The 18,126-nt window shown below is 67.3% G+C and carries 15 protein-coding genes; 8 read left to right on the plus strand and 7 right to left on the minus strand.

Annotated elements, in window-relative coordinates; genetic code table 11:
• Positions 1 to 14 precede the first annotated feature (14 nt).
• Complete coding sequence (locus ACM2ZB_RS20770; RefSeq protein ID WP_313442134.1) at positions 15 to 722, plus strand: response regulator transcription factor; 708 nt, start codon at positions 15 to 17, stop codon at positions 720 to 722.
• The gene (locus ACM2ZB_RS20775; protein ID WP_416056820.1) at positions 706 to 1,992 is read left to right on the plus strand and encodes a sensor histidine kinase; all 1,287 of its coding nucleotides are present in this window, start codon (positions 706 to 708) and stop codon (positions 1,990 to 1,992) included. The genes ACM2ZB_RS20770 and ACM2ZB_RS20775 overlap by 17 nt, the downstream gene beginning before the upstream one ends.
• Positions 1,993 to 2,069: 77 nt before the next feature.
• Here the strand turns inward: ACM2ZB_RS20775 and ACM2ZB_RS20780 are convergent, their stop codons facing one another.
• On the minus strand, positions 2,070 to 2,459 hold the full coding sequence (locus ACM2ZB_RS20780) for a VOC family protein (protein WP_416056821.1): 390 nt from the start codon (positions 2,457 to 2,459) through the stop codon (positions 2,070 to 2,072).
• 170 nt (positions 2,460 to 2,629) lie between these two features.
• Here ACM2ZB_RS20780 and ACM2ZB_RS20785 point away from each other — a divergent pair, with 170 nt between their 5' ends.
• Positions 2,630 to 3,880, plus strand: a complete 1,251-nt coding sequence (locus ACM2ZB_RS20785; RefSeq protein ID WP_416056822.1) for a DUF819 domain-containing protein — start codon at positions 2,630 to 2,632, stop codon at positions 3,878 to 3,880.
• Between the two features lie 357 nt (positions 3,881 to 4,237).
• On the opposite strand, the gene ACM2ZB_RS20790 is transcribed toward ACM2ZB_RS20785, so the two are convergent.
• On the minus strand, positions 4,238 to 4,462 hold the full coding sequence (locus ACM2ZB_RS20790) for a YbdD/YjiX family protein (protein ID WP_005410613.1): 225 nt from the start codon (positions 4,460 to 4,462) through the stop codon (positions 4,238 to 4,240).
• Positions 4,462 to 6,543: a carbon starvation CstA family protein gene (locus ACM2ZB_RS20795; RefSeq protein WP_416056823.1), complete on the minus strand. Its 2,082-nt coding sequence runs from the start codon at positions 6,541 to 6,543 to the stop codon at positions 4,462 to 4,464. The genes ACM2ZB_RS20790 and ACM2ZB_RS20795 overlap by 1 nt, the downstream gene beginning before the upstream one ends.
• 233 nt (positions 6,544 to 6,776) lie before the next feature.
• Here ACM2ZB_RS20795 and ACM2ZB_RS20800 point away from each other — a divergent pair, with 233 nt between their 5' ends.
• Positions 6,777 to 7,628 (plus strand): pirin family protein, encoded by an 852-nt coding sequence (locus ACM2ZB_RS20800; protein WP_313442126.1) that lies wholly within the window; start codon positions 6,777 to 6,779, stop codon positions 7,626 to 7,628.
• A 132-nt stretch (positions 7,629 to 7,760) separates the two neighbouring features.
• Here ACM2ZB_RS20800 and ACM2ZB_RS20805 read toward each other — a convergent pair whose 3' ends face one another.
• The 4 genes from ACM2ZB_RS20805 to ACM2ZB_RS20820 all read right to left on the minus strand — a co-directional run bounded on the left by ACM2ZB_RS20805 (position 7,761) and on the right by ACM2ZB_RS20820 (position 12,811).
• Positions 7,761 to 8,219, minus strand: a complete 459-nt coding sequence (locus tag ACM2ZB_RS20805; protein ID WP_313442125.1) for a hypothetical protein — start codon at positions 8,217 to 8,219, stop codon at positions 7,761 to 7,763.
• Positions 8,220 to 8,416: 197 nt separating this feature from the next.
• A complete protein-coding gene (gene aqpZ, locus ACM2ZB_RS20810) occupies positions 8,417 to 9,136 on the minus strand; it encodes an aquaporin Z (protein ID WP_416056824.1) in 720 nt (239 codons plus the stop codon).
• Between the two features lie 111 nt (positions 9,137 to 9,247).
• Positions 9,248 to 10,111, minus strand: a complete 864-nt coding sequence (locus tag ACM2ZB_RS20815) for a pirin family protein (RefSeq protein ID WP_313442221.1) — start codon at positions 10,109 to 10,111, stop codon at positions 9,248 to 9,250.
• Positions 10,112 to 10,747: 636 nt separating this feature from the next.
• Positions 10,748 to 12,811, minus strand: coding sequence for a 3-hydroxyacyl-CoA dehydrogenase NAD-binding domain-containing protein (locus tag ACM2ZB_RS20820; RefSeq protein ID WP_416056825.1), 2,064 nt, complete (start codon positions 12,809 to 12,811; stop codon positions 10,748 to 10,750).
• A gap of 235 nt (positions 12,812 to 13,046) precedes the next feature.
• On the opposite strand from ACM2ZB_RS20820, the gene rpoE reads away from it, so the two are divergent.
• The 4 genes from rpoE to lepA all read left to right on the plus strand — a co-directional run bounded on the left by rpoE (position 13,047) and on the right by lepA (position 18,117).
• The gene (gene rpoE / locus ACM2ZB_RS20825) at positions 13,047 to 13,667 is read left to right on the plus strand and encodes an RNA polymerase sigma factor RpoE (RefSeq protein WP_416056826.1); all 621 of its coding nucleotides are present in this window, start codon (positions 13,047 to 13,049) and stop codon (positions 13,665 to 13,667) included.
• Positions 13,664 to 14,539 carry a sigma-E factor negative regulatory protein gene (locus ACM2ZB_RS20830; protein WP_416056827.1) on the plus strand — a complete coding sequence of 292 codons (876 nt, stop codon included), beginning with the start codon at positions 13,664 to 13,666 and terminating at the stop codon, positions 14,537 to 14,539. Before rpoE ends, ACM2ZB_RS20830 begins: the two co-directional genes overlap by 4 nt.
• Before the next feature lie 74 nt (positions 14,540 to 14,613).
• Entirely contained in the window at positions 14,614 to 16,143 is a 1,530-nt protein-coding gene (locus ACM2ZB_RS20835) for a DegQ family serine endoprotease (RefSeq protein WP_416056828.1), read from the plus strand.
• Positions 16,144 to 16,323: 180 nt separating this feature from the next.
• Positions 16,324 to 18,117: a translation elongation factor 4 gene (gene lepA / locus ACM2ZB_RS20840; protein ID WP_416058593.1), complete on the plus strand. Its 1,794-nt coding sequence runs from the start codon at positions 16,324 to 16,326 to the stop codon at positions 18,115 to 18,117.
• The last annotated feature ends 9 nt before the right edge of the window (positions 18,118 to 18,126 follow it).

An 18,126-nucleotide genomic window follows, 5' to 3' on the forward strand; every position in this document is an offset into this window, starting at 1 on the left:
TGGATGTTGCGTGCATGCGCCTGTTGGTGATCGAGGACAACCGCCAGTTGGTGGCCAACCTGTTCGACTATTTCGAGTCGCGCGGGCATGTGCTGGACGTGGCCCCCGATGGCATCACCGGCCTGCACCTGGCCGGCAGCCATCCCTACGATGCGGTCATCCTGGACTGGATGCTGCCGCGCATGGAGGGGCCGGAAGTACTGCGCCGCCTGCGTTCGGAACAGGGCTCGGAAGTGCCGGTGATCATGCTGACCGCCCGCGACGAGCTGCCGGACAAGATTGCCGGGTTCCGCGCCGGCGCCGATGACTACCTGACCAAACCCTTCGCCCTGCCGGAACTGGAAGTGCGGCTGGAGGCCCTGCTGCAGCGTGCGCAGGGCCGCAACCCGCGCAAGCGTCTGCAGGTGGCCGACCTGGTGCTGGACCTGGCCACGTTGGAAGCCCAGCGCGCCGGGCAGACGCTGCACCTGTACCCGGCCTGCCGCAAGCTGCTGGAAGTGCTGATGCGCGCCAGCCCCGGCGCGGTCACCCGCCAGCAGCTGGAATTCGCCCTGTGGGGCGACGAGCCGCCCGACGGCGACCTGCTGCGCTCGCACGTCTATGAACTGCGCCGCAGCGTGGATGGTCCGTTCGCTGACAAGCTGATCCATACCCTGCCACGGGTGGGATACCGCTTGGCCGCCGCCACTGCAGGAACCGGGGCCGATGAAGAAGGCGCGTAAACCCGGGCCGCTGTACCGGCGCGTGGTCGGTTGGCTGCTGGGTTACCTGGCGCTGATCTCGCTGGCGGTGTTCAGCGTAGGCAACTACGTGCATGAACATGCCGAGCACGCGGCCTGGCGCGCGCTGCTCAATTCCGAACTGGACAGCATCGTCGAGCACACCGAACACGAGCCGCAGTACCACTGGCAGGATTCGGACACCCTCAGCCTGTACCGCTTCGACGAAGCCAGCCTGCCCGGGAGCCTGCGCCATCTGCACCCCGGCCTGCATGACGGGGTGATGATCGGCGAACGCGAAACGGCGGTGATGGTGCGCGACACGGGCAGCATGGGGCGGGTCGCACTGGCCCTGGACATCTCCGATTTCCACGACCTGGAGCAGTTCGCCACGCGCTGGGTGATGCTGGCGGGCATCATCATGATCTTCGTCACCGTGCTGATGGCCTCCTTCGGCATGGAGCGCATGGTGCGCCCGCTCAGTCTGCTGGCCCAGCACATCGGCGCACTGCGGCCGGGGGATCAGGGCCAACGGGTGGCGGTCGATCCGCGCGGCAGTTCCGAGCTGCACACCATCGCCGATGCGTTGAACGACTACCTGGACCGCAACGAGCAGTTCGTCGAACGCGAACGCGTGTTCATCAGCACCGCCAGCCACGAACTGCGCACGCCCATCGCGGTGATGACCGGCGCGGCCGAACTGGCCCTGGAACAACCCGGCCTGCCCGAACGTGCGCGCCAGCAGATGCAGCGCGTGCTGCGCACGGCGCAGGGCGTGGAGCAGTTGATCGAACTGCTGCTGGTGCTGGCCCGTGATCCGGCGCGGCTGGCCGCCCGTGCCGAGCGCATCGCCCTGGACCAGCTGCTGCCGGACATTGTCGATGACCACCGCCACCTGCTGGGCGACAAGGATCTGAGCATCGGCATCCATGCCGCGCCGGTGGACATCATCGCGCCGATGGCCGTGGTCCAGGCTGCCATCGGCAACCTGCTGCGCAACGCCATCGAGAACAGCGGCCGCGGCCATATCGAGCTGCGCCTGGGCGACGACGCGGTGTTGACCCTGCAGGATCCCGGCCATGGCATGGCGCCGGAGGAAATCGCCGCCATCCATGCCCGCATGGCACGCGGTGAGCGCGCCGACCGCGGCGGCATCGGCCTGGACCTGATCGCACGCCTGTGCGAACACCTGGGCTGGACCCTGCATCTGCAACCGGTCGAGCCGCGAGGCACGCGGGTCACCCTCGATTTCGGTGCCTCGCGTCCCGCCTGATCGATCGCCCCTGCAGGTGCCAGCCTTGGTTGGCACGTCGTTCGTCAAACACGATGGCCGGCCGCGACCTGTCAGTGTCACCGCCCCTTTGGCCGCTCCACATGCTGATCGATCAGGATCACATTGCCGTCGGGATCGGCCAACTGCAGGTAGCCGGTGCCCTGGCCATCGGGGTCGGTACGTACCGCCAGTTCGACGCCGCGCGCATCCAGTTCGGACTGCAGTTCACGCACGTCCTGGAAATCGTCCAGTACCTGTCTGTGCTGGTCCCAGCCTGGATTGAACGTCAGCAGATTGCCCTCGAACATGCCCTGGAACAGGCCAACCACGATGCCGCCATTGCGCAGCACCAGCCAGTTCTGCGCGGCATCGCCACCGGTCACCGAAAAGCCCAGCGCCTCGTAGAACGCGCGCGAGGTGGCCAGGTCCTTCACTGACAGGCTGACCGAAAAAGCACCGAGTTGCATGGGGGCTCCTGCAGGGATGCGCCGGTGGCGGGTGCGCCGATTCTGCTCACGCCCCGCCGCTTGTCGCAAGCAGCGCAGCATGACCCGGCGTGAAGACGGTGTTAATCTCGAAACGCGCCGCTTCATGCGGCGCTTTTTTTTCACCGCTCTTTCGATCGACAGAGGATCCCATGCCGACCGAACCCGCTACTGCCCTGATCAGCAACGACATCGTTGGCCTGGGCCTGATCGCCGCCACACTCGCCCTGATCTTCTGGGCTGCCAGTGGCCCCACGCCCCTGCTGAAGAAGATCTTCGCCTGGGTACCGGCCCTGCTGCTGTGCTACTTCATCCCCGCCATCTACAACACCGCCGGTGTCATCGATGGCCACAACACCGCGCTGTACAACCCGGTGGCCCGTGACGTGCTGCTGCCGGCCGCGCTGGTCCTGCTGACCCTGTCGATCGACCTGAAGGGCATCGCCAAGCTCGGCCCGAAACTGCTGATCGTGTTCTGCGCCGGCACCGCCGGCATCATGCTGGGCGCCATCGTGTCCTTCCAGGTGATGAAGCTGATCCACCCCGAAACAGTGGCCGGCGATACCTGGGCCGGCATGGCTGCGTTGGCAGGCAGCTGGATCGGCGGCGGCGCCAACATGGTCGCCATGCGCGAAGTGTTCGGCACCGATGCGACCACCTTCGGCCAGTTCGCCGTGGTCGATGTGGCCTGCGCCAGCCTGTGGATGGCGATCCTGCTGTTCCTGGCCAACCGCGCGCAGCAGATCGATACCCGCAACGGTGCCGATACCCGCGCCATCGACGAGATGAAGGCACGCATCAGTGCCTACGAGGCGCAGAACGCGCGCATTCCCAGCATGACCGACCTGATGATCATCGTCGGCGTTGCGCTGGGGGGTGTCGGCCTGGCCCATGCCATCGCCGCGCCGCTGGCGGGCTGGTTCAAGGTCCATGTCAGCTGGGCCAGCCAGTTCAGCCTGGACAGCCAGTTCGTCTGGGTGATCCTGCTGGCCACGACGATGGGCCTGGGCCTGAGCTTCACCCGCGCGCGCCGGCTGGAAGCCGCCGGTGCCTCGCGGCTGGGTACGGTGTTCCTGTATTTCCTGATCGCCTGCATCGGCATGCAGATGAATCTGCTGTCGCTGCTGGACCGGCCGTGGCTTTTCGCGCTGGGCGCGATCTGGATGGCGACGCACGTTCTGGTGCTGTGGGTCGTTGCCAAGCTGCTGCGTGCGCCGCTGTTTTTCTTTGCCATTGGTTCGCAGGGCAACATCGGCGCAGCCGCTTCGGCCCCTGTGGTGGCGGCGGCGTTCCACCCTTCGTTGGCACCGGTGGGCGTGCTGCTGGGCACGGTGGGCTATGCCACCGGTACCGGCCTGGCCTATGTCACCGGCTTGATCCTGAAGTGGATGGCCAACGGCTGAGTGCGAGCTGCCCTGGCGTCATGCTTCCGTAGATCCACGCCATGCGTGGATGCATTTCATGGGTCTCCATGAACATGAAAGGGGTCAGATCCGTTTCCCGGAGGAAACGGATCTGACCCCGGATGCATCTTGCCGTCACCGGCAATCTGTCGAAGGTGGGGCGGTGTCGGATTGCGGGGTGTCCGCCGCATGGATGCGGCGGCCAAGCCTACAGGGACGTACTTGCGGCGTCCCCGCAATCCGACACCACCCCGCCAAACAAACAGAAACCCAGAGCCGACGCTCTTGCAGTTGCAGTTGCAGTTGCTCCGGCCTCTGCGGGCGCCGGGCTGCAAGCCCGGCACCCACCCCGGAACCTCAACAGCAGCGACCGCCGTTGCGACCGCCGTACCGCGCTTCCTGCCGCTCGCGGAAAAACGTCTTGTAGTCCATCGGTTCCTGATCCGGATGCTTTTCCAGCATGTGCCGGACGTAGTTGTCGTAATCAGGAATTCCACAGCACAGTCGTGCGGTCTGCACCAGGCGCCGCCAGATGCGGCGGTGCGCCTGGTACTGGCCAGCGGGAACCAGTTGCGTGCTCATCACAGATCCACCATTTCATGCGGCTTCAGCGCCACGTACGGGGTCTCGCGGTCAGTGCGCTGCGGATTGCGGCGTGCCGCCAGGATGGTCTTGATCGAATACACCAGCACCGCGCCCACCACCAGCAGGAACAGCGCGGTCAGGCTGGTGTTGACGTAGGCGTTGACCACGATCTGCTTCATCTGCGCCACCGACTTGGCCGGCGCGGTGATGGTGTCGCTGGCAATGGCGGCCTGGAACTTGTGCGCCTGCGCCAGGAAGCCCTGCGCCGGGTTGCTGTCGAAGATCTTGATGAAGCCGGCGTAGGTGGTGCAGATCAGCAGCCACACCGCCGGCACCGCGGTCACCCACGCATAGCGGTCACGCTTCATCTTGAACAGCACCACCGTGCCCAGCATCAGCGCGATACCGGCCAGCATCTGGTTGGAGATGCCGAACAGCGGCCACAGCGTCTGGATGCCGCCGAACGGATCGACCACGCCGGTGTACAGCAGGTAGCCCCACAGCGCCACGCAGCCGGCGGTGCCGATGATGTTGGCGGTCCACGACTCGGTCTTCTTCAGCGCCGGGATGAAGTTGCCCAGCAGGTCCTGCAGCATGAAGCGACCGGCACGGGTACCGGCATCGACCGCGGTCAGGATGAACAGCGCTTCAAACAGGATCGCGAAGTGGTACCAGAACGCCATCATCGCGTCGCTGCTGCTGGGAATCGCTTCGTGCAGGATCTGCGCGATGCCGACTGCCAACGTGGGTGCGCCACCGGCACGGTGCAGGATGGTCGGTTCACCGATGGCTGCCGCGGTCGCGGTCAACTGTTCGGGGCTGATGGTGAAGCCCCACGTGTTGGTGATGAAGTGCGCGGCCGAGGCCGCATCGGCTCCGATTACCGCCGCCGGGCTGTTCATCGCGAAGTAGATGCCCGGATCGATGATCGAGGCCGCCACCAGTGCCATCACCGCCACGAACGATTCCATCAGCATGCCGCCGTAGCCGATGTAGCGCATGTGCGCTTCATTGGCCAGCAGCTTGGGCGTGGTGCCCGAGGAGATCAGGGCATGGAAGCCGGACACCGCGCCGCAGGCGATGGTGATGAACAGGAACGGGAACATGCCGCCCTTCCACACCGGGCCGTCGCCGCTGGCGGCGAACTGGGTAAGTGCCGGCATCTTCAGTTCGGGCATGACCACCAGGATGCCGATGGCCAGGGCGATGATCGTGCCGATCTTCAGGAAGGTGGACAGGTAATCGCGCGGGGCCAGCAGCAGCCACACCGGCAGCACCGAGGCGACGAAACCGTAGCCGATCAGCATCCAGGTGATCTGGGTGCCGGTGAAGGTGAACGCCGGGCCCCAGGTCGGGTCCGCCGCCACCTTGCCGCCGAACCAGATCGCGGCCAGCAGCAGGACCAGGCCGACCACCGAAATCTCACCGATCTTGCCGGGGCGGATGTAGCGCATGTACACGCCCATCAGGATCGCGATGGGCATTGTGGCGATCACCGTGAACATGCCCCAGGGGCTCTCGGCCAGCGCCTTGACCACCACCATCGCCAGCACCGCCAGGATGATGATCATGATCAGGAAGGCGCCGAACAGGGCGATGGTGCCGGGTACCTGGCCCATTTCCTCTCTTACCAGGTCGCCCAGCGAACGGCCGTTGCGGCGGCTGGACAGGAACAGGACCACGAAGTCCTGCACCGCGCCGGCCAGCACCACGCCCACCACCAGCCACAGCAGGCCGGGCAGGTAGCCCATCTGCGCGGCCAGCACCGGGCCGACCAGCGGGCCTGCGCCGGCGATGGCGGCGAAGTGGTGGCCGAACAGCACGTGCTTGTTGGTCGGGACGTAGTCCAGGCCATCGTTGTTGATCACCGCCGGGGTGGCCCGGGTCGGATCGAGCTGCATCACCTTGTCGGCGATGAACAGGCTGTAGAAGCGGTAGGCCACCAGGTACAGCGAAACTGCCGCCACCACGATCCACAGTGCGTTGATGTGTTCACCGCGGCGCAGGGCCACGGTGCCCAGACAGAATGCGCCAAGCAGGGCGAGGGCCGCCCAGCCTATTTTGGAAAACCCTTTCATGAGCTGCTCTCTCCCGGAAAGATGTTCAAAGAGTCCCGCGTGACCTGTGCACGGTCAATGTGTGAGGGACCTTTCTGCGGTAGTACTTTGGTCGAACACAACGCAGGCGCCGTCGCGCGGCGGACATGACGCGCGGCGAACACCAGGGATGGAACAATCGGTTGCGGCGCCGTCCATTGGCGTTGCGGCGTGCAGCGTCCATCTTCACTGGCATCCCCCACACAGGAGTCGCCATGAGCCTTCCCGAGCCGGTGCGCGTGCAGCGCACCATCCGTGGCATGCCCACCTCCGACGGTGCCGGCGTGCGCCTGACCCGCGTCATCGGCGGCCCCGCGCTGCCCGACCTGGATCCGTTCCTGCTGCTGGATGAGTTCGGCACCGATCGTGCCGAGGACTACATCGCCGGCTTCCCCGAACACCCGCACCGCGGCTTCGAGACCGTCACCTACATGCTCGACGGGCGCATGCGCCATCGCGACAACCATGGCAACGAGGGCCTGCTGACCCCGGGCAGCGTGCAGTGGATGACCGCAGGCCGCGGCCTTGTGCATTCGGAAATGCCGGAGCAGGAAAGCGGGCAGATGCGCGGTTTCCAGCTGTGGGTGAACCTGCCAGCGCGCGACAAGATGACCGACCCGAAGTACCAGGAATTCGCGCCCGAGCGCATTCCGGTGGTGCAGCCGGCCGAGGGCGTACAGGTGAAGGTGATTGCCGGCACCGTCGACGGCACGTCCGGGCCGATTTCGCAGCCGGCCACCGATCCGCTGTACCTGGACATCCAGCTGGACGCCGACCGCGCCTGGACCTACACCCTGCCGGAGGGCCACAACGCCTTCGCCTACGTGTTCGAAGGCGGCGTGACCGTGGGCGAACAGGACGCCGCACGCGACGTGGCGCGCCAGGAAATGGCGGTGCTGGGCGGCGGCGAGCAGCTGCACCTGTCGGCGGGCAGCGAAGGTGCGCGCCTGATCCTGGTGGCGGGGCGGCCGCTGCGCGAGCCGGTCATGCGCCATGGCCCGTTCGTGATGAACACCCGGCAGGAACTGATGCAGGCCTTCGTCGATTTCCAGGAAGGCCGCTTCTGAGGGGTAGCGCCGGGCCATGCCCGGCGGCTTTCCCCGCGTCGCGCGCAAGCGCCCGTTCGCCGGGCATGGCCCGGCGCTACCGATCAGTGTTGATGTGCGGGGATGCTGCCAGGCAGTCATCCCCGCGTTCACTCAGCGACCGTCGGCCACGGCTGACGGGGTCAGGCTCATGCCCTGCGCCAGCTGCTGCAGGCTGCCCAGTTCCTGCGGCGTGCCCGGATACAGCGCGATCTGCGCGTAGCGGCCCTTGTCCAGCTTGACCACCGAGATGCGCCGTTCGGCGTAGCCCGGTGGCTTCTGGCCGCCCAGGTCCGGCTGGTACCAGTACATCGATTCGCCGCCGAAGCTGCCTTTTTCCTGGCGCAGCGCGCGGCTGAGCGGAATGCCCGGATCGCGCTGGCTCAGCATCAGGCTCAGTACTTCGCGGCCATCCTCGGTAGCAGCGCGGCAGACCACGAAATCGGGCTGTGCCTGCTGCTGCCACTGCAACCCGCTGCTGGCAGGCAGCGACGGGCATTCGACCGGAGCCTGCGCGGCGGCCTGGGCCGCAACGAACAGCAGGCTCGACAACACAACAGGCGCGAACTTCATGCATCCCCCAAGGTGGCGTGTCGTAGGGCGCCGCCGGTGGAGCCGGCGGCCGTGGCATCCCATCCCCGGATGCCAACCCGCCCGGCATGTGCACGGACGGTCAACCCGACCTTAACGGAACGTGAGCGATCGCACAAATTGCGGTTACAACCGTAACCATCACGGCTGAGTGTCAGCCGTGATGGCCGGGGCAGGGCTCAGCGGTCGCTGCCGACCCACTTGTAGATGATCCCGCCGATCATGCCGCCCAGCAGCGGGGCGACCCAGAACAGCCACAGCTGGCCGGTGGCGCCACTGCCGGCGAAGAAGGCCACGGCGGTGGAGCGGGCCGGGTTCACCGAGGTGTTGGTGACCGGGATGCTGATCAGGTGGATCAGGGTCAGGGCCAGGCCGATGGCCAGCGGCGCAAATCCGGCCGGGGCCTTGCCGTGGGTGGCGCCCATGATGACCACCAGGAACACCGCCGTCAGCACGACTTCGCACAGGAAGGCCGCCGCCACGCTGTAGCCGCCCGGCGACAGTGCGCCATAGCCGTTGCTGGCGAAGGCCCCGGCCTGGCTGCCATCGATGGCGAAACCGCTGGCACCGGACGCGATCTGCAGCAGGATGAAGCCGGCCAGCAGGCCGCCAGCGCACTGGGCAATGATGTACGGCACCAGATCGCGGGCCGGAAAACGGCCACCGGCCCACAGGCCGACGCTGACCGCAGGATTGAAGTGCGCACCGGAAACGTGACCGAACGCATAGGCGCCGGTCACCACGGTCAGGCCGAAGGCCAGCGCCACGCCCAGGAAACCGATGCCCAGCGGATTGCCGTCGCCGCCGAACTTGGCCGCCAGCACCGCGCTGCCGCAACCCCCCAGGACAAGCCAGAACGTGCCGAGGAATTCGGCAGCCAAGCGTTTACCCATACCCATGACGTGCACTCCAATGAGGCGCGCGGATGCGTGCGGTCGCATTGAAGTGTGCGGCGGGTGATGGCCGCGTATACGTCCCGTAGAATCGCGCTGTCCCGGCTGCCGTCGACCTCAGTACTGCGGCAGCGGAATGAATTCCTTGTCATCCCCCGGAATCGTGCCGAAGCGGCCCGCTTCCCAATCGTGCTTGGCCTGCTCGATGCGTTCCTTGGAGCTGGACACGAAGTTCCACCACAGATGGCGCGGGCCATCCAGCGGCTCGCCACCGAACAGCATCGCCTTCACCGGCGTCTTCGCGCGCAGGCGGCCAATGGCGCCGGCTTCGGGGATGACCAGGTGCTGGGCGGGAATATCCACGCCATCCAGCTGCGCCTGGCCTTCGAGGATGTACAGCGCACGCTCGCGATGGCCGTTGTCGATGTCGATTTCCGCATCCGGATCGAGATCGATGGCCACGTTCAAGGTATCGGCGAACACCTTCACCGGCGATTCCTCGCCGTAGGCGCGGCCGGCGATGACACGCAGCCACGCACCGTTGCGGCGCTGCTCGGGCAGGGTCGCGGCGGCATGGTGGTAGAAGGCCGGCTCGATTTCCTCGTGCGACTTCGGCAACGCAACCCAGGTCTGCATGCCGTGGATCGGGTTGTCGTGATCGCGATCCGGCGCTGGCGTGCGCTCGGAATGGGCGATGCCGCGGCCGGCGGTCATCCAGTTCACATCACCGGGGCGGATGACCTGGTCCGAGCCCAGCGTATCGCGGTGGCCGATGGCGCCGGACCACAGGTAGGTGACGGTGGCCAGGCCGATATGCGGGTGCGGGCGCACATCGATGGCGGTGCCGGGGTGCATGAGAGCCGGCCCCATCTGGTCGACGAACACGAACGAACCGATGCTGCGGGCCTGCAGGGTGGGCACGGCGCGGCGCACTTCCAGGCCGCCGATGTCGTGTACGCGCGGGGCGATGATGGTGGTCATGCGGGCGTTCTCGTTGGCAGGGATCAAGGTGGCCAGCATGGCATGCGGTGGTGACGGGGACATGCCCCATGCGGGTAACAGCCTGTTCCGCAGCGTCGAGCTTGCTCGACGGGGTTCCCGCCAACGGCGCAGCCCCTCGTGGCTGGGCGGTGCGAATTTCGTGTTGGGCCGGGGCGGGTTGGGGGCGCGGGACACGCCGTGAATCCGTCCCTGGAGGCTCGTAGGCGCCATCCATGGCGCCTGCGGTCCCGCGCCCCCAACCCGCCCCGGCCCTGACGGTTTCCGTGCGCGTCAGCCACGGAAAAGAAAAAAGAAAATCAAATTCGAACGCCGGTCGCTTCGCTCCTGGTGGCTACCAAGGTAGCCACCCACCAGTTCGTAGTGATCCCAAATGAAGTGGCTGTTTACCCACCGTCACCGGGAAACTGTCAGGGGTGGGGCGGTGTGGGCTGGCAGGACCGCAGGCGCCATGGATGGCGCCTACGAGCCCCCATGGACGGGTTTACGGCGTGTCCTGCCAGCCCACACCTCCCCGCCCAGCAAACAGAAAAGCCAGAGCCGGCTGTTGCTCCGGCTCTGGCTTCGGCTGTTGCTGTTGCCTCTGCGGGTGCCGGGCCGCAGGCCCGGCCGACACACTCACACCACCGGTTCGCGCAGGGCCGGATTGTCCCAGCCCGGGCGCGGGGCGAAACGGTCGCCGTGGCGCTGCTGCAGAGCCTTCAGCCGCTCGACGATCGCATCGGCACCCACCGCACGGATGTGCTGGATCGGACCGCCGCGGAACGGGGCAAAACCGGTACCGAAGATCACACCCGCATCCAGCAGGTCCGCATCGGCCACCACGCCTTCGTGCAGGCAGGCCACCGCTTCGTTCAGCAGCGGCAGGATCAGGCGGTCTTCCAGGTCCGCCGGGGCCTGGTAGTCGCGCGCCACGTCCGGCTTCTTCGCCCGGCCGTTTTCCCAGGTGTAGATGCCCTGGCCATCCTTCTTGCCGCGCTTGGCCGGGTCGACCGACTGCAGCGCCGCCGGAATCTGCAGGCCCAGGAACGGTGCCAGCTCGCGGCCCACGCCGGCAGCCACGTCCAGGCCCACGGTGTCGATCAGCTCGATCGGGCCCATCGGCATGCCGAACTTCACCGCCGCCTTGTCGATCACCGGGCCCGGAATGCCCTCGGCGTACGCCGTGGCCGCTTCCAGCATGTACGGGAACAGCACGCGGTTGACCAGGAAGCCCGGGCTGCCGGCCACCGGCACCGGGAACTTGCCCAGCGCCTTGCAGAACGCGGCCAGGCGGCGTTCGGTCTCCGGCGCCATGCCGTCGTGGTGGATGATTTCCACCAGCGGCATCTGCGCCACCGGGTTGAAGTAGTGCAGGCCGGCGAACTGCGCCGGGCGCTGGATGTGGTCGCGCAGCTCCACCAGCGGAATCGACGAGGTGTTGGTGGTCAGCAGTGCGTCCAGCTTCATCTTTGGTTCCAGCGTCTGGTACAGCGCACGCTTGGCTTCCGGGTTCTCGATGATCGCTTCGATCACCAGATCGGCCTCGGCCACGCCGTTGCCTTCCAGGTCGGCACGCAGGCGTGCGGCCACCGCCGGGCGCTTGCTCTCGTCGCGCACCTTCTTGGCGAACAGGGCCTGCGCGCGTTCCATGGCCGGGTCGATGAAGCGCTGCTCACGGTCCTGCAGGGTCACCTCGAAGCCCTTGTAGGCGGCCCAGGCGGCAATGTCGCCACCCATTACGCCGGCGCCGACCACGTGTACGTGGCGGATGCCGGAATCGCCGCTGCCCAGGCCCTTCAGGCGCTCGGTCAGGAAGTAGATGCGGATCAGGTTGCGCGCGGTGGGGGTGCTGGCCAGCTTCACCACGGCGCGGCGCTCGGCGTCCAGGCGCGCCTGCACCGGCTTGCCGGCGCTGCGCTGCCAAGTGCTGATCAGCGCGTAAGGCGCCGGGTACTGGTCCTTCTTCGCCTTGCGGGCGACCTGCTTGACCATCTGCGGGGCCAGCAGCTTGCGCGCCAGCCAGGTGTTGGTCGCCCAAGCAGTGGCGCGCTGCTTGAACGGACGGGTCGTGCCGGACAGCGCCAGCGCTACGGCGGTATCGAGCACCACTGCCGGGGCCACCACCTTGTCGACCAGGCCGATGCCACGCGCGGCCGAGGCCGACAGGGTGCGCCCGGTCAGCATCATGTCCATCGCCGCCGGGGCGCCCACCAGCTGCGGCAGGCGCGCGCTGCCGCCCCAGCCCGGGAAGATGCCCAGCTGGGTTTCCGGCAGGCCGATGCGGGTGCTGCTGTCATTGGACGCCACGCGGTAGCGGCAGGCCAGCGCCAGCTCGGTACCGCCGCCCAGGCAGTGGCCGTGAATGGCGGCCACGGTAGGGCAGGGCAGCTCGGCCAGCTTCTGGTAGGTGGACTGGCCGCGGCGGATCGCATCGTTCACGGTGCCGCGGCGGTCGAACTCCTGGAACTCCTTCAGGTCCGCCCCGGCAATGAAGCCGGCCTTCTTCAGCGACTGGATCACCACGCCCTTGGGCGGGTCCAGGGCGATGCGCTCGAGCAGGTCGCCCAGCTCCAGCAGGACATCCTGCGACATCGCGTTGACACTGCTGTCCTGACGATCCAGTGACAGCACGACCACGCCGTCATCGCGGATCTCGGGGTGCCAGTGGCTGAAGCGGAGACCATCGAAGCCTGAGAGCATGGACGTTCCATCCGGTTGTGTATGGAGAAGCGGCTATGATCCAGAGGTTGTTTCCCCCGCGTCAAATCCCTATAGCTGGGGAGTGGCGACCCCGGATCCATGGCCCCGGACCGGGACGCTAGCGGAACGGTGGTTAAAAGCTGGTGCGGCGCCAGGTGATCGGCGACTGAACTTTTCCCGGGATTGGCAGTCTCATTGCCCGACGTCGGTTGGGCTGACAGGAGTGCGGCCCCTCATGGCCGATGTTGAAACACCACAGGAGCTGGATCTGGAACTGGTCCGGCGCGTGCAGCGCGGCGAGAGCGCGGCCTTCGATGTCCTGGTACGCAAGTACCAGCATCGGGTCGTGGCCCTGGTCGGTCGCTACATCGCCGACTGGAGCGAATGTCAGGACGTCGCCCAGGACACTTTCATCCGCGCCTACCGCGCGATCGGGAGTTTCCGTGGCGATGCCCAGTTCTCAACCTGGTTGCATCGGATCGCCGTGAACACTGCCAAAAACTACCTGGCTTCACACAATCGACGCCCGCCGACCGATGACATCGACGTCGGCGACGCCGAGCAGTTCGATACCGGGACACGCCTGCGCGACACCGACACGCCCGAACGCGAGTTGATGCGCCAGGAGCTGGAACAGACGGTGATGAAGGCCGTCAACGCGCTGCCGGAGGAGCTCCGGTCGGCGATCACCCTGCGCGAGGTGGAAGGCCTGAGTTACGAGGAAATCGCGCAGAAGATGGGGTGTCCGATCGGCACCGTGCGCTCCCGGATCTTCCGGGCGCGCGAGGCGATCGACACCGAACTCCGGCCGCTGCTGGACATCGGCAGCGCCACCCGTGAGAAGAGCCGCGTATGACCCACAGTCCGTTGAACGAATCGCAGAACCACCAATCCCCCGCCGGGCAACGCCTGGACCAGCGCCACCGCGAACAGCTGTCGGCCCTGGTCGATGGCGAGCTCGGTGCCGATGAGGCCCGCTTCCTGCTGCGCCGCATGGAACACGATCCCGAACTGTCCGGCTGCCAGGAACGCTGGCAGCTGCTGGGCGATGTGATGCGTGGCCAGGCATCGGTGCTGGCGCCGGCAGGCTTCAGCGCCGCCGTGGCCGCTGCCATCGCTGCCGAACCGGCGCCGCAGGCCGAGCCGCGCCGCGCGGTACGCCGCAGTGGCTGGCGGGCCTGGGGCGGCGGTGCCGCGCTGGCCGCATCGGTGGCCGCCGTCGCCCTGTTCATGGGCGGTGAGAAGCTGAAGGAAGCCAGCCCCGGCGAAGCCTTGCCGCCGCAGGTGGTGGCCAGCCAGGCCGAACTGGCCCCGGGCCCCGCATCGGCGCCGGTGACCGATGCGTCGGTGGATGGCGCGGCAATGGCCGTGGCCGCCGCGCCCGCCGTGGCCATGGCGGCCAGCCGCCGCCAGGATGCCCGTCGTGCCAGTGCCACCCGCAGCCAGCAGGCCGCACGTGTCGCCCAGCGCGACGAGGCGCCGCAGCGTGCGGTCGCCGCCGCGCAGACGCCGCTGTCCCCGGTGGCGCCGGCCGGCACCGCCCGGCACCTGCCATTCGGTGATGTCGGCAGCCTGCAGGCCCGGCCCTGGCCGAAGTCCAGCCTGGCGCCGGCCGCTGGCGGCGCACTCAACGCCAGCTTCCCGGCCGCGTCCGGCGGTGCCGCGTTCTACCCGTTCGAGCCACGCCTGCAGGACGACCTGCCGGCGTCGCAGCGCCCGCGCGACTGACGCGTGCGGGCACACGCCCCGCCGTCGGCGGGGCTTCCCTTCCCCTCTCCATCCGATCCGGAGGTTGCCGTCCGATGACTCCCCGACTCCGCACGCAGGCCATGGGCCTGCTGGCCCTGACCCTGCCGCTGGTGGCCTGTGCCCAGCCCGCCGCGCCTGCCGCCCAGCCGCAGGCCGCCGCCGCCCCGCGCGCACCGGCGCAGCCGCTGGTCAGTGGCCTGCCTGATTTCACCAACCTGGTCGAACAGGTCGGCCCCGGCGTGGTCAACGTCGACACCACCATCGTCCGCAGCAACCGCCAGGCCTCGCGCGGCCCGATGGGCGGTGACGACGATATGCCCGAGTTCTTCCGCCGCTTCTTCGGGCCGGATTTCCCGATGCCGGGGCAGGGGCCGGGTGGGCAGGATGGCGGCCCCAGCATCAAGGGCCGTGGCATGGGCTCGGGCTTCATCATCTCGCCCGATGGCTATGTGCTGACCAACTACCACGTAGTGGCCGACGCCAGTGATGTGAAGGTCAAGCTGGGCGACAGCCGTGAGTTCACCGCCAAGGTGATCGGCAGCGACCAGCAGTACGACGTGGCCCTGCTGAAGATCGACGGCAAGAACCTGCCGACCGTGCGCGTGGGCGACTCCAACAGCCTCAAGCCGGGTCAGTGGGTTGTCGCAATCGGCTCGCCGTTCGGCCTCGACCATTCGGTCACCGCCGGCATTGTCAGCGCGCTGGGCCGCAGCACCGGTGGCGCCGACCAGCGCTACGTGCCCTTCATCCAGACCGACGTGGCGATCAACCAGGGCAATTCCGGCGGTCCGCTGCTGAATACCCGCGGTGAAGTGGTCGGCATCAACTCGCAGATCTTCTCCGCGTCCGGCGGCTACATGGGCATCAGCTTCGCGATCCCGATCGATCTGGCGATGAGCGCGGTCGAGCAGATCAAGAAGACCGGCAAGGTCACCCGTGGCCAGCTGGGCGCGGTGGTTGAACCGATCGATTCGTTGAAGGCGCAGGGCCTGGGCCTGCCCGACAGCCGTGGCGCACTGGTCAACCAGATCGTCCCCGGCAGCGCCGCGGCCAAGGCTGGCGTGCAGCTGGGTGACGTGATCCGCTCGGTCAATGGCAGTGCGGTCAACAGCTGGTCCGACCTGCCGCCGCTGATCGGTGCCATGGCGCCGGGCAGCAAGGTGACCCTGGTGGTCTACCGCGACGGCAAGCCGCGTGAGCTCAGCGCCACGCTGACGGCCTTGTCCGAGGACGCCCAGAGCAACACCCGCGGCCCATCGGGCGCCAATGCCGACGCCACCCCGCAGACCGGCGCCAATGCGCTGCTGGGCCTGGACGTGACGGATCTGACCGCCGCGCAGCGCAAGCAGCTGGGCCTTGAGTCGGGCGAGGGCGTGCGCATCACCGGGGTCAAGGGAGAAGGCGCCCGCGACGCCGGCCTGTCCCCGGGCATGGTCGTCCTGCAGGTCGGCCGTACCGCGGTCGGCAGCGTGGACGCCCTGAACCGCGCGCTGTCCAGCTACAAGAAGGGCGATGTGGTGATGCTGCTGGTCCGCGCCAACAACGGCAACAGCGCCTTCGTGGCGGTCAAGGCCGGCGCGTAAGGCCTTCATGGCCGCCCCGGGCGGCCCTGACAATCCCCCCGAAGCCCCGCCCCGGCGGGGCTTCGGCCATTCCGGGCCCGGTCCGGTGCGGCCGTTTTCGCAGCCGGGCCCCCGGCATGCGATAATCGACCGTTACCCTGACGACGCCGCGCGCCGCCGCCACCTATGTCTTCTGATTCGATGCGGAACATCCGCAACTTCTCCATCATTGCCCACGTCGACCACGGCAAGTCCACGCTGGCCGACCGCATCATCCAGCTTTGCGGCGGCCTGCAGGCCCGCGAGATGGAAGCGCAGGTGCTCGATTCCAACCCGATCGAGCGCGAGCGTGGCATCACCATCAAGGCCCAGTCGGTCTCGCTGCCGTACCTGGCCAAGGATGGGCAGACCTACCACCTGAACTTCATCGATACCCCCGGCCACGTCGACTTCTCCTATGAAGTCAGCCGTTCGCTGGCCGCCTGCGAAGGCGCGCTGCTGGTGGTCGATGCCGCCCAGGGCGTGGAGGCGCAGTCGGTGGCCAACTGCTACACCGCCGTCGAGCAGGGCCTGGAAGTGGTGCCGGTGATCAACAAGATCGACCTGCCCACCGCCGATATCGAGCGCGCCAAGGCCGAAATCGAGGCCGTCATCGGCATCGATGCCGCCGACGCCGTGCCGGTCAGCGCCAAGACCGGCCTGAACGTGCAGGACGTGCTGGAAGCCATCGTCCATCGCATTCCGGCCCCGGTGCCGCGCGATACCGACAAGCTGCAGGCGCTGATCATCGACTCCTGGTTCGACAACTACCTGGGCGTGGTCTCGCTGGTGCGCGTCATGCAGGGCCAGATCAAGGCCGGCGACAAGCTGCAGGTCATGTCCACCGGCCGCACCCACCAGGTCGACAACGTCGGCGTGTTCACGCCCAAGCGCAAGGTGCTGCCGGCGCTGCGTGCCGGTGAAGTGGGTTGGGTCACCGCCAGCATCAAGGATGTGCACGGTGCGCCGGTCGGCGATACGCTGACCCTGGCCGCCGACCCGGCGCCGAAGCCGCTGCCGGGCTTCCAGGAAATGCAGCCGCGCGTGTTCGCCGGCCTGTTCCCGGTCGATGCCGAGGACTACCCGGACCTGCGCGAAGCGCTGGACAAGCTGCGCCTGAACGACGCGGCGCTGCGTTTCGAGCCGGAAAGCTCCGAGGCGATGGGCTTCGGCTTCCGATGCGGCTTCCTGGGCATGCTGCACATGGAAATCGTGCAGGAACGCCTGGAACGCGAATACAACCTGGACCTGATCAGCACCGCGCCGACGGTGATCTATGAAGTCCTGAAGACCGACGGCACCATCGTCAACATGGACAACCCGGCCAAACTGCCGCCGGTCAACCATGTCGAAGAGATCCGCGAGCCGATCATCCGCGCCAACGTGCTCACCCCCGAGGAGTACATCGGCAACATCATCAAGCTCTGCGAAGAAAAGCGCGGCAGCCAGATCGGCATCAACTACCTGGGCAGCCAGGTGCAGATCAGCTACGAGCTGCCGATGGCCGAAGTGGTGCTGGACTTCTTCGACAAGCTGAAGTCGGTCAGCCGTGGCTATGCCTCGCTGGACTACCACTTCGTGCGCTTCGATGCCGGCCCGTTCGTGCGCGTGGACGTGCTGATCAACGGTGACAAGGTCGACGCCCTGTCGCTGATCGTGCACCGCAGCCATGCCGACCGCCGCGGCCGCGAACTGTGCGAGAAGATGAAGGACCTGATCCCGCGCCAGCAGTTCGACGTGGCCATCCAGGCCGCTGTCGGCTCGCAGATCATCGCCCGTACCACGGTCAAGGCCATGCGCAAGAACGTGCTGGCCAAGTGCTATGGTGGCGACGTTTCGCGCAAGAAGAAGCTTCTGGAAAAGCAGAAGGAAGGCAAGAAGCGCATGAAGCAGGTCGGCCGCGTGGAAATCCCGCAGGAAGCCTTCCTGGCCGTGCTGCAGATGGACAACAAGTAAGCCCGCAGC

Source organism: Stenotrophomonas maltophilia (assembly GCF_047782825.1).
In the GTDB taxonomy this organism is placed as follows: Bacteria; Pseudomonadota; Gammaproteobacteria; order Xanthomonadales; family Xanthomonadaceae; genus Stenotrophomonas.

Bases quoted from the DNA above. Each gene is read 5' to 3' on its own strand.
- ACM2ZB_RS20805 (WP_313442125.1), bottom strand. From the start codon at position 8,219: ATGAAGTTCGCGCCTGTTGTGTTGTCGAGCCTGCTGTTCGTTGCGGCC.
- ACM2ZB_RS20800 (WP_313442126.1), top strand. From the start codon at position 6,777: ATGAGCCTTCCCGAGCCGGTGCGCGTGCAGCGCACCATCCGTGGCATG.
- ACM2ZB_RS20835 (WP_416056828.1), top strand. From the start codon at position 14,614: ATGACTCCCCGACTCCGCACGCAGGCCATGGGCCTGCTGGCCCTGACC.
- aqpZ (WP_416056824.1), bottom strand. From the start codon at position 9,136: ATGGGTATGGGTAAACGCTTGGCTGCCGAATTCCTCGGCACGTTCTGG.
- rpoE (WP_416056826.1), top strand. From the start codon at position 13,047: ATGGCCGATGTTGAAACACCACAGGAGCTGGATCTGGAACTGGTCCGG.
- ACM2ZB_RS20820 (WP_416056825.1), bottom strand. From the start codon at position 12,811: ATGCTCTCAGGCTTCGATGGTCTCCGCTTCAGCCACTGGCACCCCGAG.
- ACM2ZB_RS20790 (WP_005410613.1), bottom strand. From the start codon at position 4,462: ATGAGCACGCAACTGGTTCCCGCTGGCCAGTACCAGGCGCACCGCCGC.
- ACM2ZB_RS20770 (WP_313442134.1), top strand. From the start codon at position 15: ATGCGCCTGTTGGTGATCGAGGACAACCGCCAGTTGGTGGCCAACCTG.
- ACM2ZB_RS20830 (WP_416056827.1), top strand. From the start codon at position 13,664: ATGACCCACAGTCCGTTGAACGAATCGCAGAACCACCAATCCCCCGCC.
- lepA (WP_416058593.1), top strand. From the start codon at position 16,324: ATGCGGAACATCCGCAACTTCTCCATCATTGCCCACGTCGACCACGGC.
- ACM2ZB_RS20780 (WP_416056821.1), bottom strand. From the start codon at position 2,459: ATGCAACTCGGTGCTTTTTCGGTCAGCCTGTCAGTGAAGGACCTGGCC.
- ACM2ZB_RS20785 (WP_416056822.1), top strand. From the start codon at position 2,630: ATGCCGACCGAACCCGCTACTGCCCTGATCAGCAACGACATCGTTGGC.
- ACM2ZB_RS20815 (WP_313442221.1), bottom strand. From the start codon at position 10,111: ATGACCACCATCATCGCCCCGCGCGTACACGACATCGGCGGCCTGGAA.
- ACM2ZB_RS20795 (WP_416056823.1), bottom strand. From the start codon at position 6,543: ATGAAAGGGTTTTCCAAAATAGGCTGGGCGGCCCTCGCCCTGCTTGGC.
- ACM2ZB_RS20775 (WP_416056820.1), top strand. From the start codon at position 706: ATGAAGAAGGCGCGTAAACCCGGGCCGCTGTACCGGCGCGTGGTCGGT.